The sequence below is a fragment of the Nioella sp. genome (assembly GCF_965215655.1).
Taxonomy (GTDB): domain Bacteria; phylum Pseudomonadota; class Alphaproteobacteria; order Rhodobacterales; family Rhodobacteraceae; genus Nioella.
This window is the reverse complement of the sequence record NZ_OZ244111.1, coordinates 1380159-1399600: the sequence shown is the minus strand read 5'-3', so window position 1 is coordinate 1399600 and position 19442 is coordinate 1380159. Positions and strand designations below refer to the sequence as shown.

Genomic DNA, 19442 nt, shown 5'->3' with positions numbered 1-19442 from the left:
ACCTGCCTGCGCTGACAGGAAGGCTCTGCGTCGCCACGGCAGCGATGGACAAATCCCGCGCCCCGGTGCAGGCTCCGCGCCATGACCGATACCAGCCCCACCCGTTTCCAGAGCTTTTCTTCCGCGACCAGCCCCGAACAGGGGCCACCCCGGTTGGCAATGCTGCGCGCCGAACTGGCGACGCAGGGCCTGTCGGGCTTTCTGGTGCCGCGCGCCGATGCGCATCAGGGCGAATACGTGGCCGCGCGGGACGAGAGGCTGGCCTGGCTGACCGGGTTCACCGGCTCGGCGGGGTTCTGCGCGGTTCTGCCTGACAGGGCGGGCGTCTTCGTCGATGGCCGCTACCGGGTTCAGGTCAAGGAGCAGGTGGCGCTGTCCGACTTCACTCCGGTAAACTGGCCCGAAACCGCGCTGGAGGACTGGCTGAAGGATCACCTGCCCAAAGGAGGTATAGTTGGCTTTGACCCCTGGCTGCATACCAGCCAGGAGATTGACCGGCTGGAGGCCGCCCTGACGCCTGCCCAAATCTCGCTGCGTCCCGTTGCGAACCCGGTTGACGCGATCTGGCCCGACCAGCCGGACCGGCCCGATGCGCCCGCAACCGGGTTTCCCGTTGAAATTGCAGGGAGAAAATCGGGTGAGAAACGGCGGGACATCGCGGATGCCCTCGCCAAGGCGGGACAGGCCGCCGCCATTCTGACCCTGCCCGATTCCGTCTGCTGGCTGCTCAACATCCGCGGGGGCGACCTGCCGCATTTGCCGGTCGTGCAGGCCTTCGCCATCATCGACAGCCGCGGGCATGTGACGCTGTTCAGCGACCCGGCCAAGTTCGAGGCACTCGGCCCCGATCCGAACATCACGCTGAAGCACTGGGATGATTTCGAGGCGGCCATTGCCACGCTCTCTGGCCCGGTTCGCGTCGATCCCGCCACAGCGCCCCACCAGGTGCGCATGGTGCTGGACGCCGCAGGGGTGGAGGTCGCCAGCGGCCAGGACCCCTGCATCCTGCCCAAAGCGCGCAAGACGCCCGCCGAGATCAAGGCCACCACCGCCGCCCATATCCGCGACGGGGTGGCATTTGCCCGTTTCCTGCACTGGTTCGACACGGAGGCCCCGAAGGGGAAGCTGACCGAGATCGACTGCGCCCGCAGGCTGGAAGCGTTCCGGGCGGATACCGGGGTGCTGAAAGACATCTCCTTCGACACGATTTCCGCCGCCGGTCCCCATGCCGCACTGCCCCATTACCGGGTGTCCGAAGCCTCGAACGCGACGATCACCCCTGGGCAGATCTATCTAGTCGACAGCGGCGCGCAGTACGAGGACGGGACCACCGACATCACCCGCACCATCGCTGTGGGGGCGCCAGGTGAAGACGAGCGCAGCGCCTTTACCCAGGTGCTGCGCGGGATGATCGCCGTCAGCCGCGCGCGCTTTCCCAAGGGGATCGCCGGGCGGGACCTCGACTCGCTCGCACGGATGCCGCTCTGGCAGGCGGGGCGCGATTTCGACCACGGCACCGGGCATGGCGTCGGCGTCTACCTCTCGGTGCATGAAGGCCCGCAACGGATTTCCCGCGTCTCCACCCTGCCCTTGCAGCCGGGCATGATCCTGTCCAATGAGCCAGGATACTACCGGGAAGGCGCCTTCGGCATCCGCATCGAAAACCTGATCGTGGTGCGCGAAGCCCCGGCCCTGCCCGGCGGCGACCCGCGCGACATGCTGGAATTCGACACCATCACCTGGGCCCCCATCGACCGGCGTCTGATTGACGCAGATGCGATGAACAGGGACGAAATCGCGTGGATTGACGCCTATCATGCGCGAACCGCCGAAAAACTGCGATCGCACCTGCCAGCCCATACGGCAGACTGGCTGGATCGGGCCACGGCACCGCTGTGACATCATCCTGTTACAGGCAAGCGGCAGATCATGCCGGGATAAACGCGTTTACGGACGAGGGAGAGGGACAAAGATGACAAGCCATATCAAGATTCGCAAAGCGGCGGGCACCTGGGTTGTGCGGGCCGGAGGGGCCGTTCTGGGCGAGTCCAAGAACGCCTTGGAACTGACCGAGGGCGACTATCCGCCCGTCATCTACTTCCCCCGCGAAGATATCGGCATGGCATTCCTCGACGCCTCGGAACAGACCAGCCATTGCCCGTTCAAGGGCGACGCGGCCTATTACTCGATCGTGACCAAGTCGAACGTGATCAAGAACGCGGCCTGGAGCTACGAGGCCCCCACCGAAGAAGCCGCCGAGATCGCGGGCTACCTGGCGTTCTATCCGAACCTGGTGGCCATCGAGAAAGTCTGATCACGGCCGGTCCGACAGCAGACGCTCGAAATCCCGGCGCATCAAGGCGCTTTGCAGCGTCCGATACGCCTGATTGAACAGCAACCGGCTGGCCTCGGCGTCAATCCGCGTGTCCAGCCGCATGACAAGAACCGGTGCCCCCGCCTCGATCACCGCCGTCTCGGCATCCGCGCCGATCAGATCGGCAAAACTGTCGCCCGCGTCGTTGATAGCCAGGCCCGACCAGTTCACACCCAGTCGGGCAGCCTGGTCGGCGGCGGGCAGGATTTGGGTCGGACGCAACGCGACAATGGTGACATGGCCGTCATCGCCAAAGAGATCCGCCATCAACAGGGTCCCCGGATATTCCGCAGGCAACGCCTCCACAAAGAGATTGGCCAGGATCAGACGTTCACCGGGATGTGCGGCCGCGTCCAGCGCATCGAGCAGCGCGGCAATCTCGGCGTCATCCACCATCCGCGGCATTTCGGTGGTCAGTACCGTGTCCAGCACCGCCCATGCATTCGAGAAGGCCAGAATATCACCCGCCACTGCCAGCCGAGCCGACCGTCGCACCGCCCCGCCATAAAGATCGTCAGGCGGCAGGTTCGGCTGCATCACGGCGTTGTCCTGCTCGCCCCGCCAGAAAACCGAATGCCCGTGTCGTTCCTCGTGCGTAAACCCGGCCCCCGGCAGGAGATCGGCTGCCACCGCACCCGCGCCGAAGCCGAGCGACAACAGGTTCAGCCAGATCGGCGGGCGGGCATATTGGAGGTTGGTTTCCACATCATCGAAACCAAATCCGTTGGCCAAGCGAAAGCGGGCGTCCTGCGCCGATGCCGAGCGCCCGAAGATCTGCGTCCCACCCCGCATCAGGGCCGCCAGCGCCCGCTCTTCCGGGTCGAGGGGCGCGACTCCGTTTGCCTCCAGAAACGACCGTGCGGCGCGAACATCCCCGAAATCAATCTGATAGCCACCAGCCGGAGCATCCGCCACATCGGGAATGGTGGCCAGCAACAGGCGGAGGGCAGCGCTTGCGGGCGGCGCATCTGCGAGACTTGGGGTCGCCAGGAAAACGGACAGGCACAGGCAGCACACAGCTTTGGCATGACGCAATACTGGCATTCGGGCATCCTCGAAATTCAACGATCAATAGACGCACTTTAGCATGGATCGCGCCCGCCCCGTAACCGGATCAGCTATGCTCCTCTGCCGCTGTCGCCGCCAGCGCCCGGTTATACGCCTTCAACGCATCGACCTGGTAAAGCGCGCCCTCCAGTGCGGGCGGGGCATCGCCCGGCGCCAGCGTCACCACCGGAACCCGATCGAGCCCGGTGCGTTCAAAGACCGGCATGGCCCGTTCCAGCGTCGCGTTCATCTCCAGGTAGATGCCCTGGTCCACCAATGTCAGCAGCGCCTCGCTCTCGCCGGTCCTCTCATGATCCAGCGGGCGCATCACCTTTGCCACCCGGAACATGCCAAGCAGATAGGCCTGCGGTCCGGCAGCCAGGTGGATATTGCGCCGCTCCAGCTGCGTGAGGAAGAAGGACCGGTCCACCATGCGGCTGGCAACAGCGGTCGACAGGGACACCGAGACCATCACCGCCAGACCCGTCTGCCAGTCGCCGGTCAGCTCAAAGACGATGAGGGTCGTTGAAATGGGCGCCCCCAGAACGGCGGCCGCCACAGCCCCCATACCTGCCAGCGCGTAAAGCGTCTCTGACCCCGACACATCGGGAAAGATGCCGGTGGCGATCATGCCGAAGGCCAGCCCGGTCAACGCCCCGATCATCAGCGAGGGCGAGAAGACCCCGCCGCCCATGCGGCCCCCGATGGTGATGCCCACGGCAATGACCTTGAGAATGGCGAAGACAATGGCCTCATGCAGCAGCAATTCGCCAGTCAGCGCCGCCGAGGTCGTCTCGTACCCCACCCCGATGATATGCGGGAAGGCAATGGCCAACGCCCCCAGAAACGCCCCCGCGATCGCCGGACGCAGCCAGCGCGGCAGCCCGGTGCGCCGCTGGATGCCGTTGCCAAGGTCCTCCGCCCAGAACACCCCGCGCATGAAAACCGCAGCGATGACCCCCGCCAGCAGGCCAAGCAGCATGAAAGCCGGCAGTTCCACATAGAATTCCAGCGCGCTGTCCGTGCCCAGGTGAAACTCGGTCATGTCGCCGAATTCCAGCCGGTTGATCACCGTGCCCGCAACCGAGGCGATGACGATGGGGGCAAAGGCATGCACCGCGAAATGGCGCAGCACCACCTCCAGCGCGAAGAGCGCCCCGGCAATCGGCGCGTTGAAGCTGGCCGACACCGCCGCCGCCACCGCGCAGCCCAACAGGTCGCGTCCGGTGATCCCGTCGGCCTTGATCCAGTCCGAGACGCGCGACGACACCACGCCCGCCAGATGCACAACCGGCCCCTCACGTCCCGTGGACCCGCCCGAGGACAGGGTGATCAGCGAGGCGAAGGCCGAGGCGATCCCCGCCTTTTGCTCCACCCGGCCATCGGCCAGCGCCGCGCCCTCGATCACATCGGCCACCGCGCGGACCCGTCCATCCGGCGTGAACCAGTGCAGGATCAGCCCCACGATCAAGCCGCCAATGATCGGCACCACGAGGATCAGGAACCACGGCAGACCTTCGGCAAAAGAATGCAGCATGCGGGGGTCTTCAACGCCGTAGATGGTGCTTTGCAGCCAGTCGATGCCCTTGCGAAAGAACAGCGCCGCGAACCCCGCCGCGATCCCCACGGCCAGCGCGATGAACCAGAACTGGATCTGGCTCGGCCCCTTGTGGCGCAGCACGTCCCATCCCCCCCGTGCAGCCGTCACCGCCTGGCTCAGCTGATCGCGCAAAAAAGGCTGTCTTTCGCCTGACACGGGGCCGTTATCCTCGCAACCATCCGGCCCGCCCGCTGCGCACCGGCTTTCCCCATCCCTAACCGCTTTTCACAGCGATGAAAATCGCGATGTCAGTCGCGCCGCACGCCGTCCCCCGGCCTGTCAAGGCGCGCGTAAGCGCCCGCCGCAAGGCGGCTTGGCCTTGACAGGCCAGGGGACGGCAAAAGGCTTGCAAAGGCCCAGAAGCGGGCAGATCCCGGCTTCAGGGCCTCTCAGCGGATGGCCAGGACCGCAAAGCCCGCGCAACAAGGGCTATCTTCTCAACGACTCATCCGATTTCCCGTGGCAACGCGGCCCGAGGAGGCCCCCGCGAAAGCGGGGGTTGACGAGGGCCGCTCGCGGGTCGACGACGCAGTCGGCGAAACCGCTCAGAGCTTCAGCAACTCCCGCGCCGCCTGATGCGCGGCGTCGGTCACTGTGTCACCCGACAGCATCCGCGCCACCTCGCCCACGCGATCCGCATCCGACAGGGGCACAACCCGGCTCAGGGTCACCTCGCCCTCGACGCGCTTCTCCACCCGCCAGTGATGCGCCCCAAGCGCGGCCACCTGTGGGGAATGGGTCACGACCAGCACCTGGCTGCCCTCCGCCAGCGCCTTCAGCCGCCGTCCAACCGCATCCGCCGTGGCCCCACCGACACCCCGGTCGATCTCGTCGAAGATCATCGTCAGCCCCTCGGCCCTTTCGCTCAGGCAGACCTTCATGGCCAGCAGGAAGCGCGACAGCTCGCCGCCCGAGGCCACCTTGTTCAAAGGCCCGATCGGCGCGCCGGGGTTGGTACGGGCGGCAAAGACCACCGCGTCCTGTCCGGTGGAACCGGGGTCAGTGGCCGAGATTTCGGTCACGAAGACCGCGCGCTCCATCTTGAGCGGCGCCAGTTCCTGCATGATCCGGGCATCGAGCCGTTCCGCCGCGTCCATGCGCGCTTTGGTCAATGCGTCAGCTGCCGCATCAAACGCTCTCCGCGCCCGGTCCCGCGCCGTTTTCAGCGCCCCCAGATGCGCAACCGACCCGTCCAGCGCCTCCAGCCGTCCGCGCAGCTCTTCGGCGAAGCCGCCCAGATCATCCGGGGCCACACCATGCTTTCGCGCCAGTGCCCGCAGGGCAAAGAGCCGCTCTTCCGTCTCTTCCAGCTCTGCGGGGTTGAAGCTCAACCGGTCCGCAAACGCCTCCACCCCCGCCTGCGCCTCGCCCAGTTCCACCAGCGCCCGTTCCAGCGCGGCAAGCGGCGCGTCCAGCCCGCCCTCGGCCTTATCGGTCAGCCCGTCGAGCCAGCGCAGCGCATCAGACAACGCGCCCTCCCCCCCCTGGCTTCCAAGCGCCTCCAGCGCCCGCGCCACGTCGGACCGCATCTTCTCGGCACCTTGCATCAGGCGGCGGCGCACGTCGAGCGCGTCTTCCTCGCCCGGTTGCGGGTCGAGCGCATCGAGTTCCGCCACCGCATGGCGCAGGAAATCCTCTTCGGCTTTCAACTCGGCCGCTTCGGCTTCAGCCTCGGCCAGCGCCCGAGCAGCGGCATTCACCGCACGCCACAGCGCCGCCACCTCATCCCGCTGCGCCCCAAGCCCGCCGAACTCGTCCAGCATGTCGCGATGCACGCGCGGGTCCAGCAGACCCCGGTCATCACCCTGCCCGTGCAGCTCTACCAGCGTGTCAGACAGCGCCCGCAGCACATCGCCCGAGACCCGCCGGTCATTGACCCATGCCGTCTTGCGCCCCTGCGCGGTGTTGACCCGGCGCAGGATCAGCTCCTCCCCACCGGGCAGCCCCGCCTCTTCCAGCACCGCATGCGCGCCGTGCCCATCCGGCAGATCGAAGACCGCCTCGACCTCACCCTGCTCCGCGCCCGCGCGCACCAGGTCGGCGCGGCCCCGCCAACCCAGTACGAAGCCAAGGGAATCGAGCAAGATCGACTTGCCCGCCCCGGTTTCGCCGGTCAGCACGTTGAGACCCGGCTGGAAGCTCAGCTCCAGCCGGTCGATGATCAGCATGTCACGAATGTCGAGATTGCGCAGCATCTCTGCCCTCACGGCCCTTGAGCGTCAGAGCCATTCCCCGCGCACCGTCTGCTGCCAGATCTCGCGCAGCCAGCTTTCGCCCGCAGCCTCCGGTGCCAGTTCCTGATCGTTGAGCAGGCGGAAGGCATCGTCATAGAAGGGCGAGGCCTGGAAATTGTGGCCCAGGATCGCGCCGGCGGTCTGTGCCTCATTGGGCAGGCCAAGCGCCAGATAAGCCTCGACCAGACGCAGCAACGCCTCGGGCGTGTGGCTGGTGGTCTGGAACTGTTCCACCACCACGCGGAAGCGGTTGATGGCCGCAGTATAGTTTTCACGACGCAGGTAGTAGCGCCCGATTTCCATTTCCTTGCTGGCCAGATGGTCGAAGGCGAGGTCGAATTTCAGAATGGCCGAAGCGGCATATTCGCTGTCCGGGTAGCGTTCGATCACCACCCGAAGCGCCTGCAAGGCCTGGTAGGTCAGGCCCTGGTCGCGGCCCACCTGGTCGATCTGGTCATAGTAGGACAGCGCCAGCAGATACTGGGCATAGGCGGCATCCTCATCCGCGGGGTAGAAGTCGAGGAAGCGCTGCGCAGTGGCACGGCTGTTCTCGTAATCGCGGTCCTGATGATAGGCATAGGTGGCCATGATCAGCGCGCGCCGGGCCCATTCCGAATAGGGGTGCAGGCGTTCAACCTCAAGGAACAGGGCGGCAGCGTCATCGAAGTCTTCGGCTTCCAGCTCCGCCTCGGCCTGCTGGAAGATCGGCTGCGCCTCCATCTGCTCGATCGGGGTGTCGTTGTTCCGGTTGCGCCAGCTGGCACATGCCGAAAGCGACAGGACCAAGGCCAATGCCACGCTCGCTTTCAACCCCGTTCTCAGCAATCCTCGCCCCCGTGCCATTGCCCGAAACCTCATGCGTCTACTTGCGGCAAGCTTGCTTGCCTGCCCTCTCTGCCATTGGTCCTAGCACATTAATTCTGAGGGCAAAACGCCTGAATCGTCCCTCGCGCGTTTCACGCAACGGCGGACAAGTCCTCGGGGTGCAGATCGACGCCGGGAAGCTGCGCCGCCTGATCGGGCGTGCATTCCACCATGCGCCACGCGCCGGGGGTCGCGAACAGCTTTCGCAGCAGCTGGTTGGTCAGCATGTGACCGGCGCGTACGCCCTCGTATTCGCCAAGAACAGGCGCCCCGGCAAGTCCCAGATCGCCAAGCGCATCCAGCATCTTGTGGCGCACGGGTTCATCCGCGTGGCGCAGACCGCCGGGGCTGGTCACATAATCCCCGTCCACGACAACCGCGTTTTCACCAGGCACACCGCCAAGCGCGAGCCCGTTGGCCTGCATGAATTCCACATCCGCCTGACGACAGAAGGTGCGGCTATCGCATAGTTCACGCACGAAATGGCCGTTGCACAGGTCCATCTCGCGGGTCTGGCGGCCAATGGCGGCATCAGGAAATTCGATATCGAAGCGCATCTTCATACTGGCCGAGGGGCGCAGCGTGGCGCGGGCCTCGCCCTGTTCGACGCTGACCTCGGTCAGGATTTCGATCGCGGTGATCGCACTGCCCTGCCCCTGCACGCCGCGCGCCAGAATGCCCCGTACGAATTGCGCGGCCGACCCGTCGAGGATCGGCACTTCCGGCCCGTCGATCTCGACCAGCGCATTGTGAACGCCGCAGCCCACAAGCGCCGCCATCACATGTTCCACGGTCGAGACCTCGACACCGGCCTCGTTGCGCAGGATGGTGCATAGCTGGCTTTGCGGCACCGCGTCGTAGCGAGCCGGGATCATGTTGTCACGGTCGGTGATGTCACTGCGCCGAAACCAGATGCCGAAAGAGGCCGCCGCCGGATGAATCGTCAATCGTGCCGGACGCCCGGAATGAAGCCCGATGCCCTTGAATTGAACTGCTGTTCTGATGGTGGCCTGCAAGGCGCGCTCCACTGTCTGTCCCAGGATCACGAGGATCGGTGCGGCCACATCCCACGGCCCTGACGCAATCCCCATGGCAAACAGAGTGCCCCCTCCATTTGCATGACCAAGGGCTTAACCGCCTCTTCCATGATTAACAATTCAAGGATTGTGACTCGCTGCAACAAAGCGGAAATATGTCGGCAGTTTTTCGCCACCGACCTGTGGATAACCACGTATCCCCCTGATCTTGAACGAAAAAGGACCACCCCGAAGGGCGGCCCTCTTGGTCACAATGTGTAACGCGATCAGTTCGCCTGACGCCGCAGGAAGGCCGGGATCTCGATCCGGTCTTGCTCGGGATCGACCTGCTCATCCTCGTGATGGGAGCGGGTCTGCATGCTTGGCTGACGGCGCTGTGTGGGCACCGGGGCCTCTTCGCCATGGCCGGTCATGCGGTTGAGCAGCGAGTTGATGCCGAAACGCGATCTGCTGCCGTGATCCTCCGCCTCGGGGGCCGGGGTGGCGGCACGGGGCGCATTGCCGCGGTCCTTGGCAATCGCATCGCGCAGACGGGCCAGCGTTTCCGGGGTCGGATGCCCCTTGTTGGCGCGCGGGGCGACGTAGTCTTCCTCCACCGGTTCCGACGCGACGCGGGTCTCCGGACGCGGGGCCGGAGCGGATTCGGCCACCTGAGGCGTGTAGGCCGGGGCCGGAATGCCGTCATCCTCCTCGAACAGGTCTTCTGCCTGTTCATGGGCGGTTTCCGCATCGAAACGGGTAAAGAGGCTGGGTTCCGGCGTGGCCGCGGGCTGGTCTTCCTCGATCTCTTCTTCCAGCACCATCGGAGCCGCCGCAGCGGCAGCACCGCCCCGGCCCGACATGGCAACCGAGTCCGTGTGCAGGCGGCGCATCGGGGCCGGAATGTCCTGGTGGATCTCGGCGGCGTCGATGCCGGTGGCCACGACGGACACGCGCATCTTGCCTTCCATCTCGGTATCGAGGGTGGAGCCCACGATGATGTTCGCTTCCGGGTCCACTTCCTCGCGGATGCGGTTGGCGGCTTCATCCAGTTCAAACAGCGTCAGGTCATAGCCGCCGGTGATGTTGATCAGCACGCCACGGGCGCCCTTGAGGCTGATTTCATCCAAGAGCGGGTTGGCAATGGCACGTTCGGCGGCCTGAACCGCGCGATCCTCGCCCTCGCTTTCGCCGGTGCCCATCATCGCCTTGCCCATCTCGTTCATCACCGCGCGCACGTCGGCGAAGTCGAGGTTGATCAGGCCCGGACGGACCATCAGGTCGGTCACGCCCTTGACGCCCTGGTAAAGAACGTCATCGGCCAGCGCGAAGGCTTCGGTGAAGGTGGTCTTTTCATTCGCCAGCCGGAACAGGTTCTGGTTGGGGATGATGATCAGCGTATCGACGACCTTTTGCAGCGCCTCGATGCCCTCATCGGCCTGGCGCATGCGCTTGGCGCCTTCGAACTGGAAGGGCTTGGTCACGACGCCGACGGTCAGCACACCCAGTTCACGGGCGGCTTGCGCGATGATCGGGGCCGCACCGGTGCCGGTGCCGCCGCCCATCCCGGCGGTGATGAAACACATATGCGCGCCGACAAGGTGATCCACGATGGTCTCGATGCTTTCCTCGGCGGCAGAGGCACCCACGGCAGGGCGCGCGCCCGCGCCCAGACCTTCCGTCACTTTCGCGCCCATCTGGATGCGGGACGTGGATTTGGAGTGCTGCAGAGCCTGCGCATCGGTGTTGGCCACCACGAATTCGCAGCCGTCAAGCTCTTGGTCGATCATGTTGTTGACGGCATTGCCGCCTGCCCCGCCAACGCCAAACACGGTGATGCGCGGCTTCAGGTCCGGTTGATCCGGCATGGTCAAATTCAGGGTCATTTGAAAGTCCGCCTGTGGTTCTTGTTTGATGGCCCCGATCTTGTGCCGGATAGCCGATTTCTGCCTTGTTTGGATTGAATCCTAACGCGTTCGCGGCAGGGCGTCACGCAAAAACTGGCCTAATGACGCGAAATATGGGGCAGAATCCAGGCATGGCGGCGGGATTTTGCTCGTGGCCCCTGCATCTAGCGTCAAATTACCGGCCCCACACCAAGGATGCAGGGTCCGGTCCGGCTGATTTATCCGCGGATCACCAGTTGTCGCGGAACCATTTCACCGCGCGGCGCAGGGACCGGGCGGGGTATCTGTCGGCGGGCACTTCGAAATCCCACCATTCATCCTGCGGGTAGGCGGCGAACAGCGCCAGCCCCACGCAAGCCGAGAATGCCGGGCCGCAGGCCGATTGCGGCAGGCCCTGAACGCGCAGCGGACGGCCAAGGCGCACCTGGTTGCCAAGAATGCGGCTGGCCAGCTGGTCAAGCCCCGGAATCTGGCTGCCGCCACCGGTCAGGACGATCCGTTGAGAGGGCAAATGATCGAACCCGGCATCCTCCAGAATGGCGCGCACTTCTTCGAGGATTTCCTCCACCCTCGGGCGCATCACGCCGATCAACTCCGCCCGGCTGATGGACCGGCGATCATGTTCCCAATCGCCGGTATCGCTTTCCAGCTCGATCCGTTCTCGGTCATCCATGCCGGTTGCCACCAGCCCGCCGAAGCGGGTCTTGATCCGTTCCGCATCGGCAGCGGGGATCTGCAACCCCTGGCTGATATCGCTGGTCACGTGATCGCCGCCCATCCGCACGGTATCGGCATAGATCATGTGTTTCTTGATGAAGATCGACACGCCCGTAGTGCCGCCCCCCAGATCGACGCAGGCCGCGCCGAGCTCCTGCTCGTCTTCCACGAGGCTGGAGACGCCCGCCACGTAAGGCGAAGACGCCACGCCCGCCAGTTCCAGATCGCAGCGCTTCACGCAATGCAGCAGCGTCTCGATCGCATGGGCCTCGATGGTCAGCATATGCATATCCGCCGACAGCCGGTTGCCCACATGGCCGCGCGGGTCCTTCAGCCCCGACCGGTGGTCGAGCGCAAAATTCACCGGTTGCGCATGCAGCACTTCACGCCCCTCGCCGATATCGGGCACATCACAGGCCGCCAGCGCGCGGGCCACATCGCATTCGGTCACGGTGCCGGTCTGCAAACTGGTTTCGCCAACCAGCCCGTAGGACCGGGGCCGCGCACCCGAGAAGCTGACGATCACATGATCGACGCGCATATTGGCCATCTTCTGCGCCGCCTGCACGGCGGTGCGAATGGCGCGCTCGGTTTCCTGCACAGTGTCGATCTCGCCGAACTTAACCCCGCGCGAGCGCGTCGTGGCCGCGCCGATCACCCGGAAATTCGACTGCCCCGCCATTGCCCCCACCTCTTCCGAGGGGCGCAGGTCGTCCGAGCTGTCGAAGCGCAGCACAAGGCACGAGGTCTTGTAACTGCCGATATCCAGAATGGCGATCACGCCCCGGCGCATGGCTTCCTGTCGCTTGGCCCGCATGGCCCGCTGTGACTGATACAGCATACTCATCCGTTCCGCTCTCCCGTGATATCCGTCGCCCGCATGCGGCGCAGCTCCGCCATCGCCTGCGGGGTCAGTTGCAAGACCGTCCGCGTGCCATCGCGCATATCGACGCGAGCCACGTCCCTGTCCAAAAGCTCCTGCGCATCATGCAGGGCCAACACTTCTTCCAGCGCCCGCACTGGCTGATCGGCGGGCAGCAGGATGCGCGGGCCGTCTTCCAGCACCACGTCCCACCGGCGTTCACCCATCCGCACGAGGCCCCGCAGCCGGTCCCCAAGGGGGCGGGCCACGGCAAACAGCGCCATCGCTTCTTCGGCCGCGTCATTCGCGCCATCGCCGGAAATCACCGGCAGATCCACCAGCCTCGGTCGCGCCAAGAGCGGCGCCACCCGTTCACCGCCCGCATCCACGACCCAAAGCCCCTCACGCGCCTGCCAGACCATGGCCGGGCGGCGTTCGGTCACGATGACCGCCAATTCGCCCCCGGACCGGACGCGCAATTCCGCCGTATCCACGGCGCGGATTTCCTCGACCCGTGCGCGCAGGCGCGGCAGGTCCAGATCGAAGGAGGATGTGGGGAAGTCGAGCGCCAGCGTCGCGCGGATTTCCTCGGCCAGCACCGGGGTCGCCCCTTCGATGGCCATGAGGTTGACGCGAAATTCCGGCCGGTCCTCGATCGAGCGGCGGATCTCCGCGACACTGTCCTGCAAGCGCTGAATATTGGCGGGGTCAGAGGCATAGAGCCCGACCGCCCCCGCAATCAGGAAAGACGGGATACCGACCCGCAGCACCGACCGGAACAGCGGCGTCAGCCACAGACGTTGCGCGCGATAGGACCAGCGCGACGGCGCGGGGTCGCGCGGCACATCCCCCCGGCGGCGGATTATCTGTCGCATGACGCGTCCTCCACCATCCAGGCGCACATCTTGCCAAAGCTGATGCCGCAATGCTCGCCCTGCTCGGGGCTGAGAGACGTGGGCGTCATGCCAGGCTGCGTGTTGACCTCCAGCATGATCAGCCCGTCCAGCCCGCGCCTGTCATCCCACCGGAAATCGGCGCGGCTGACGCCCCGGCAGCCAAGCGCGTTATGGGCGATCAGGGCCTGTTCCATGCAGGCGTCAAACACCTCCTGCGGCACATCGGCGGGCATCTCGTGGCGCGATCCGCCAACGGAGTATTTGGCGTGGTAGTCATACCAGCCATCGGTGAAAATCTCGGTCACCGTCAGCGCCCGGTCACCCATCACGGTAACGGTCAGTTCCCGGCCCGGAGCATAGGTTTCGACCATCAGGCTTTCGGGCATATCCTCGGACAGAGCGGGCGGGCCATTCGCCGCCTCCTGCACGATATAGACCCCGACAGACGAGCCCTCGTTATTGGGCTTCACCACGTAGGGCGGGTCCATCAGATGGGCGGCCATGATCTCGGATTTCGGGGCGATGATGCTCTCCATCACCGGAATGCCCGCCGCACGGAACACATCCTTGGACCGCTGCTTGTCCATCGCGAGGGCTGAGGCCAGAACGCCCGAATGGGTGTAGGGCAGCCGCATCCATTCCAGAATGCCCTGCACGCAGCCATCCTCGCCCCACCGACCGTGAAGCGCATTAAACACAATATCTGGTTTGATCTCGGCAAGCCGTTCGGCCAGATCAAGGCCCGCATCGACCTCGATCACCGTGAATCCTTCATCCCTCAGCGCGGTCACGCATTCCTTGCCGGACGACAGGCTGACCTCGCGCTCGGCTGAGAGCCCGCCCATCAAAACCGCAACTGTGGGGAGTGTTCTGCCCGAACTATCCGCCACCTGTGCCTCATTCATGCCGCGGGCTTATCTGCCCGTCTGGCTTATCGTTTTCGCCGGTTATTCCGGCTTGTCACCGCCCGCCGGTTCGCCGACGCGCATGATTTCCCATACTAGCTCTATTCCGCTGTTTTGGAAAACCCTTTTTCGAACCTCCTCGCCAAGGGACTCGAGGTCATCCGCCGTCGCCCCCCCGGTATTGAGCAGAAAGTTGCTGTGTTTTTCCGACATCTGCGCGCCGCCCCGCCGGGCCCCGCGCATGCCGGCCTCGTCAATGACCTTCCACGCCTTCAGGTCATGGACGTCATCGGCGCGGCCCGTGCTGGAAAACCCCGCCGGATTGCGGAAGGTGCTGCCGGCGCTGCGCTCTTTCGTGGGTTGCGTCGCATCGCGCTTGGCCAGTTGCTCGGCCATGCGGGCCTCCAACGCCTCCGGGTCGCCAGGGTCTGCGCGGAAGGTGACAGAGGTGATGACCGCGCCCTCGGGCAGATCGGTCTGGCGGTACTGGAAATGAATGTCATCGTGGGTCAGCGTCACGCGGGTGCCATCGCGCAACACCGCCTCGGCTGCCAGGAAATGATCCGCCACATAGCTGCCATAGCAGCCCGCATTCATCCGAAGCGCGCCGCCAATACTGCCCGGAATGGTGCGCAGAAACGTCAGGTCGAGCCCCGCCGCCGCCGCCTTGCGCGCCACATGCGCGTCAAGCGCTGCCGCACCAGCCGTCACCGTGCCCTGCCCCGTCTCAATCCCATTGAACCCACGCCCCAGCCGGATCACCACCGCGCGCAATCCCCCGTCCCGCACGATCAGGTTCGACCCGACCCCCATGGGGAAGACCGGAACAGACGGGTCCAATGCGGCAAGGAACTCGCTCAGATCCTCAATATCCTCGGGCTGGAACAGCCAGTCCGCAGGCCCGCCCACGCGCAGCCAGGTCAGATCGGAAAGCGGGCGGTCGGGCGTCAGGCGGCCCCGGGGCGTCGGCATCTTGGTCATTCCGCTTGGCTACTGCCGCCTTGGCACAGGCGCAAGCCCCGGCGTTATCCCTTCGCCTCGCCCCGGCGGCGAAACCAGCCGATCGCGCCGCCGATCAGCACGCCGAGGATCGCAGGTGCCGCCATCAGGATCGCGACAATCGCATAGCCCATCCCGTCGAACCCCGTGCTCTGACGGCCCTGCACAATCGCCCAGGCCATGATCGCGGCCCCAAGCAGCGCCAGAACCGGCACCAGCCAGCCCTTGCGGTGCCGCATTGCGACGGTGCCGATGATCAGGGGGATCACGAAACAGAGGATCGGAAGGATATAAACCATGGCTCAGACTGACGCGGTCGCGGGGACCTGTCCAGCCTTTAGCCCTGATCCAGCTCAGACCGACGCACCCGGGCCCGTGTCCCCAACCGGCCCCCGACAATCGCCGCCACCAGCGTCGGCAACACGAAGCCCAAGGCAAGGTAAAGCTCCGCCACCCCGTCAAACCCCGTGCCTTCGCGCCAGCCCGCCCAAATCTGGACAACGGGCCACATCAGCATGGCAAAGATCAGCACCAAGGCCAGCCAGACCCCACGCAGCAGCGCCCGGCTGAGGTAACGTCCGATGACCCAGGACAGCGCAAAGCCGAGCACGAGGCAGACCGACACCATTCCGATCAGCGGCCACATCACTCCGAATCCTCATCCCGGCGCACCCGCGACGCCCGCCACAGGCCGATCCCGCCAAAGAAGATCGCCCCGGCGAGACCCGGCATCAGAACCAACATGCTAAAGGCGAAATAGCCAAGGTGGTTGAACCCCTCGCGCGGGATGCCGATGGCCTCCAGCACGTCGCTGCTCAGCAAGCCTAGCGCGGGCAGGCCCAACAGCAGGCAAAAGCTGAACAGCCAGCCCCCGCCCGCATAGCGCCCGAGGACAAACCCGATGCCAGAGCCCACAACCAGCCCCGTACCGATGGCGATCAGCGCCTCAGGATTCATGCGCACTTCCCTGCAACAGGCGGCGGCGCAGCCATCGTCCTGCGTAAAAGACCGGCCAGCGCAGGACTGAAACGCCCGCCGCCAGCAGGGCCAGGCCCCACCATGGCCCCATCTGCATGGTCGCATATCCCAGCAGGGGAATGCCCGTGGCGATCAGGGCAAAAGCCGCAGGCCAGTGAAAGCGGCTCGGGGTCAGGCCCAACAGGCAGGCCGTGAGCCCCCAAAGGCTCGCCAAAGTCAGGGAAAACGGCATCACGTGCCTCCTTCTCTCAGACGTCCCCACAAATGTCGTCCCAAGAACCACAGCGGACGGCGAAACATCGACACCAGCCCCGCCAGCGCCAGAAGTACCACCCAAAACGAATGCTGAATGCCGATAAAGACGAGCAACGGAACCGCCAGGATGAGCAGCGTCAGCCCCGGCACATACTGCATCTGCATCGGCAGAAACGCGACAATGGCCGCCGCAACGACCCAGATGCAGGCCAGGGTGAGCGAAATGGTCATGTCAGTTCCTCCTCCTCTTGCCGGCCAGTCCGCGTGTCGGGTCTAACCCTTCAACCGCGCGGGCAGTCCATGCGCCCATGCGCTGATCGTCCCTGCCCCCAGGCAGACGACCATGTCGCCGGGGCGGGCCTGTTCGCGGACCAAGCGTTCCAGATCATTCTCGTTCAATATGGCGCGGGCGTGGCGGTGGCCGTGGGCGACGAGGCCCGCGACCAGACCGTCTCTCGTCGCGCCTTCAATGGGGTCTTCGCCCGCTGCATAGACCTCGGCGATGGCGACAACGTCGGCCTCGTTGAAACAGGTGCAGAAATCGTCAAAGAGCGAATGCAACCGGCTGTAGCGGTGCGGCTGATGGACGGCGATAACGCGGCCCTCGGTCGCTTGACGGGCGGCTTTCAGCACGGCGGCGATTTCAACGGGATGGTGGCCGTAATCGTCGATGATGGTGATCCCATTCACCTCACCCACCTTGGTGAAGCGGCGGTTGACGCCTTTGAAATTGGCCAGAGCTTCACGGATTTCGGCGGATTTCATGCCCAAATGGCGGGCCACGGCGACGGCGGCCAGCGCGTTGGAGACATTGTGATCGCCGGGCATCGGCAGCGTGCAACCCTCGATCACCTGCTCCTCATTGCCGAGCCGGATGTCGAAATGCGCCACGCCCGCCTTGTAGGTTAGGTTGACGGCCCGCACATCGGCCTGCGCGTTAAAGCCATAGGTGACCACGCGCCGGTCGGTGATCTTGCCCACGAGGCTCTGCACCTCTGGGTGATCGGTGCAGCAAACGGCCAGCCCATAAAACGGAATGTTCGACGCGAAATCGAGGAAACCCTGTCGCAGCCGGTCGAAATCGCCCCAATGTTCCATATGCTCGGGGTCGATATTGGTGATGATGGCGATGGTCGCGGGCAGGCGGTTGAAGCTGCCGTCGCTTTCATCGGCCTCGACCACCATCCAATCGCCCTGCCCCACCCGCGCGTTCGATCCATAGGCGTGGATGATGCCACCATTGATGACCGTGGGATCAACCCCGCCCGCATCCAGCAGCGTCGCCACCATGGTCGTGGTCGTGGTCTTGCCATGCGTCCCCGCCACGGCAATGTTCGAGCGCAGGCGCATCAGCTCGGCCAGCATCTCGGCCCGGCGCACCACCGGCAGGCCCTGCAAACGCGCGGCATCAAGCTCCGGGTTGCCGGGTTTGATGGCCGACGAGATCACCACGACCTCGGCATTGTCCAGGTTCTCGGCGGCCTGCCCGATGAAGATGCGCGCCCCGAGACTTTCCAGCCGCTCGGTGATCTTGGAGGGCTTCAGGTCCGACCCCTGCACCGCGTAGCCATGGTTCAGCAGCACCTCGGCAATGCCCGACATGCCGATGCCGCCAATGCCGACGAAATGGATGGCCCCCAGTTGGGTGGGCAGTTTGGTGGCGGCGGCGTTCATGCGGTGTCCTTTTCGGTGGCGGTCTCCCCGGCCAGTTCCTCGACCAGGCCAACCAGCAGCTCGGTGGCATTGGGCATCCCGACCGACAGCGCGGCCTGAGACATCATTAGTGCGGCGTCGGGCTGGCTCAGCACGGTGGTGATGGCTTCGGCCAGCGCCTCGGGGGTGAATTTGCTTTCGGGAATGCGGATCGCGGCACCAGCTTCAACCAGCCCCTGCGCATTGGCGGTCTGGTGATCGGCGGTGGCGGCGGCGTAAGGGATCAGGATTGAGGGCCGCCCGATGACCGAGATATCGGCGACCGAAGACGCACCCGAGCGGCTGATCACCAGCTGCGCCTCGGACAGGCGGCGCGGGATATCGCGGAAGAAGGGTTCGACCTCGCAGCCCACGCCCGTCTCGTAATAGGCGGCGATCACACGGTCCTGATCCTCTGGGCGGGCCTGTTGGGCGACGCGCACATATTGGCGGATCTCCTCGGGCAGCATTGCCACGGCGGCAGGCACCACATCCGACAGAATGCGCGCGCCCTGGCTGCCGCCGATGACCAGCAGGCTCATCGGGTAATCGCCGGGGCTGATATAGGCCGCCCCCGCCCGGTCCAGCACCGCGCCCCGCACAGGATTGCCAGTATGAATACCCTCGACACCCGCAGGCAAAGCCGTCGGCCACGTGCCGCAAGCGACCGCATCGACGCGCTTGGCGAAGCGCTTGTTGACCCGCCCCAGAACCCCGTTCTGTTCATGGATCATCCGGGGGCGCCGCGTGATCCAGGCAGCGGCCAGCGCCGGGATGGTCGGATAGCCGCCAAAGCCCACCACCACGGCAGGCTTGTCGCGCATCATGCCAAGCGTGGCCGACACGATCCCGCCCAGAATGCGGAACGGCGCCACCAGCCTGGCCAGCACGCCCCCGCGCGCAAAGGTGGCCGACGCCACCTGCTGCACCTCGACCATATGCGGAAAGCCACCCGCATAGCGCGCCCCGCGCGCATCGGTTGACAGCCGCACCCGCCAGCCCTTGCGGATCATCAGCTCGGCCAGCGCCTGCGCGGGAAACATATGCCCGCCCGTTCCGCCTGCCGCGATGATCAAGAGGGGGCCGTTTGACATGA

At 65.3% G+C, this 19442-nt stretch carries 19 protein-coding genes; 2 read left to right on the top strand and 17 right to left on the bottom strand.

Annotated features, from left to right (window positions below; genetic code table 11):
• The first annotated feature begins 81 nt into the window (after positions 1–81).
• Both ACOOEX_RS07200 and ACOOEX_RS07195 read left to right on the top strand, forming a co-directional pair.
• Complete coding sequence (locus ACOOEX_RS07200) at positions 82–1899, top strand: aminopeptidase P family protein (protein ID WP_420397782.1); 1818 nt, start codon at positions 82–84, stop codon at positions 1897–1899.
• Positions 1900–1972: 73 nt separating this feature from the next.
• Positions 1973–2314, top strand: a complete 342-nt coding sequence (locus ACOOEX_RS07195; protein WP_071690275.1) for a DUF427 domain-containing protein — start codon at positions 1973–1975, stop codon at positions 2312–2314.
• On the opposite strand, the gene ACOOEX_RS07190 is transcribed toward ACOOEX_RS07195, so the two are convergent.
• The 17 genes from ACOOEX_RS07190 to ACOOEX_RS07110 all read right to left on the bottom strand — a co-directional run bounded on the left by ACOOEX_RS07190 (position 2315) and on the right by ACOOEX_RS07110 (position 19440).
• Positions 2315–3418 (bottom strand): hypothetical protein, encoded by a 1104-nt coding sequence (locus tag ACOOEX_RS07190; RefSeq protein WP_420397781.1) that lies wholly within the window; start codon positions 3416–3418, stop codon positions 2315–2317.
• Between the two features lie 70 nt (positions 3419–3488).
• On the bottom strand, positions 3489–5153 hold the full coding sequence (locus ACOOEX_RS07185; RefSeq protein ID WP_420397780.1) for a chloride channel protein: 1665 nt from the start codon (positions 5151–5153) through the stop codon (positions 3489–3491).
• Between the two features lie 413 nt (positions 5154–5566).
• A complete protein-coding gene (recN, locus tag ACOOEX_RS07180; RefSeq protein ID WP_420397779.1) occupies positions 5567–7216 on the bottom strand; it encodes a DNA repair protein RecN in 1650 nt (549 codons plus the stop codon).
• 24 nt (positions 7217–7240) lie between these two features.
• Entirely contained in the window at positions 7241–8098 is an 858-nt protein-coding gene (locus tag ACOOEX_RS07175; protein ID WP_420397778.1) for an outer membrane protein assembly factor BamD, read from the bottom strand.
• Positions 8099–8211: 113 nt separating this feature from the next.
• Positions 8212–9135 (bottom strand): UDP-3-O-acyl-N-acetylglucosamine deacetylase, encoded by a 924-nt coding sequence (gene lpxC / locus ACOOEX_RS07170; RefSeq protein WP_420398342.1) that lies wholly within the window; start codon positions 9133–9135, stop codon positions 8212–8214.
• Between the two features lie 287 nt (positions 9136–9422).
• Complete coding sequence (ftsZ, locus tag ACOOEX_RS07165) at positions 9423–11021, bottom strand: cell division protein FtsZ (protein ID WP_420397777.1); 1599 nt, start codon at positions 11019–11021, stop codon at positions 9423–9425.
• 250 nt (positions 11022–11271) lie between these two features.
• On the bottom strand, positions 11272–12606 hold the full coding sequence (ftsA, locus tag ACOOEX_RS07160) for a cell division protein FtsA (RefSeq protein WP_420397776.1): 1335 nt from the start codon (positions 12604–12606) through the stop codon (positions 11272–11274).
• On the bottom strand, positions 12603–13496 hold the full coding sequence (locus ACOOEX_RS07155; RefSeq protein WP_420397775.1) for a cell division protein FtsQ/DivIB: 894 nt from the start codon (positions 13494–13496) through the stop codon (positions 12603–12605). Before ACOOEX_RS07155 ends, ftsA begins: the two co-directional genes overlap by 4 nt.
• Complete coding sequence (locus ACOOEX_RS07150; RefSeq protein WP_420397774.1) at positions 13484–14422, bottom strand: D-alanine--D-alanine ligase; 939 nt, start codon at positions 14420–14422, stop codon at positions 13484–13486. The genes ACOOEX_RS07155 and ACOOEX_RS07150 overlap by 13 nt, the downstream gene beginning before the upstream one ends.
• A 42-nt stretch (positions 14423–14464) precedes the next feature.
• The gene (murB, locus tag ACOOEX_RS07145; protein WP_420397773.1) at positions 14465–15403 is read right to left on the bottom strand and encodes a UDP-N-acetylmuramate dehydrogenase; all 939 of its coding nucleotides are present in this window, start codon (positions 15401–15403) and stop codon (positions 14465–14467) included.
• Between the two features lie 44 nt (positions 15404–15447).
• Positions 15448–15720, bottom strand: coding sequence for a hypothetical protein (locus ACOOEX_RS07140; RefSeq protein ID WP_420397772.1), 273 nt, complete (start codon positions 15718–15720; stop codon positions 15448–15450).
• Positions 15721–15758: 38 nt separating this feature from the next.
• On the bottom strand, positions 15759–16067 hold the full coding sequence (locus tag ACOOEX_RS07135; RefSeq protein ID WP_420397771.1) for a hypothetical protein: 309 nt from the start codon (positions 16065–16067) through the stop codon (positions 15759–15761).
• Positions 16067–16378: a hypothetical protein gene (locus ACOOEX_RS07130; RefSeq protein WP_420397770.1), complete on the bottom strand. Its 312-nt coding sequence runs from the start codon at positions 16376–16378 to the stop codon at positions 16067–16069. The genes ACOOEX_RS07135 and ACOOEX_RS07130 overlap by 1 nt, the downstream gene beginning before the upstream one ends.
• Positions 16368–16631 (bottom strand): DUF2484 family protein, encoded by a 264-nt coding sequence (locus ACOOEX_RS07125; protein ID WP_420397769.1) that lies wholly within the window; start codon positions 16629–16631, stop codon positions 16368–16370. The genes ACOOEX_RS07130 and ACOOEX_RS07125 overlap by 11 nt, the downstream gene beginning before the upstream one ends.
• A complete protein-coding gene (locus tag ACOOEX_RS07120) occupies positions 16631–16885 on the bottom strand; it encodes a DUF2484 family protein (RefSeq protein WP_420397768.1) in 255 nt (84 codons plus the stop codon). The genes ACOOEX_RS07125 and ACOOEX_RS07120 overlap by 1 nt, the downstream gene beginning before the upstream one ends.
• A 42-nt stretch (positions 16886–16927) precedes the next feature.
• On the bottom strand, positions 16928–18328 hold the full coding sequence (murC, locus tag ACOOEX_RS07115) for a UDP-N-acetylmuramate--L-alanine ligase (RefSeq protein ID WP_420397767.1): 1401 nt from the start codon (positions 18326–18328) through the stop codon (positions 16928–16930).
• Entirely contained in the window at positions 18325–19440 is a 1116-nt protein-coding gene (locus ACOOEX_RS07110; protein ID WP_420397766.1) for a UDP-N-acetylglucosamine--N-acetylmuramyl-(pentapeptide) pyrophosphoryl-undecaprenol N-acetylglucosamine transferase, read from the bottom strand. The genes murC and ACOOEX_RS07110 overlap by 4 nt, the downstream gene beginning before the upstream one ends.
• Between the last annotated feature and the right edge of the window lie 2 nt (positions 19441–19442).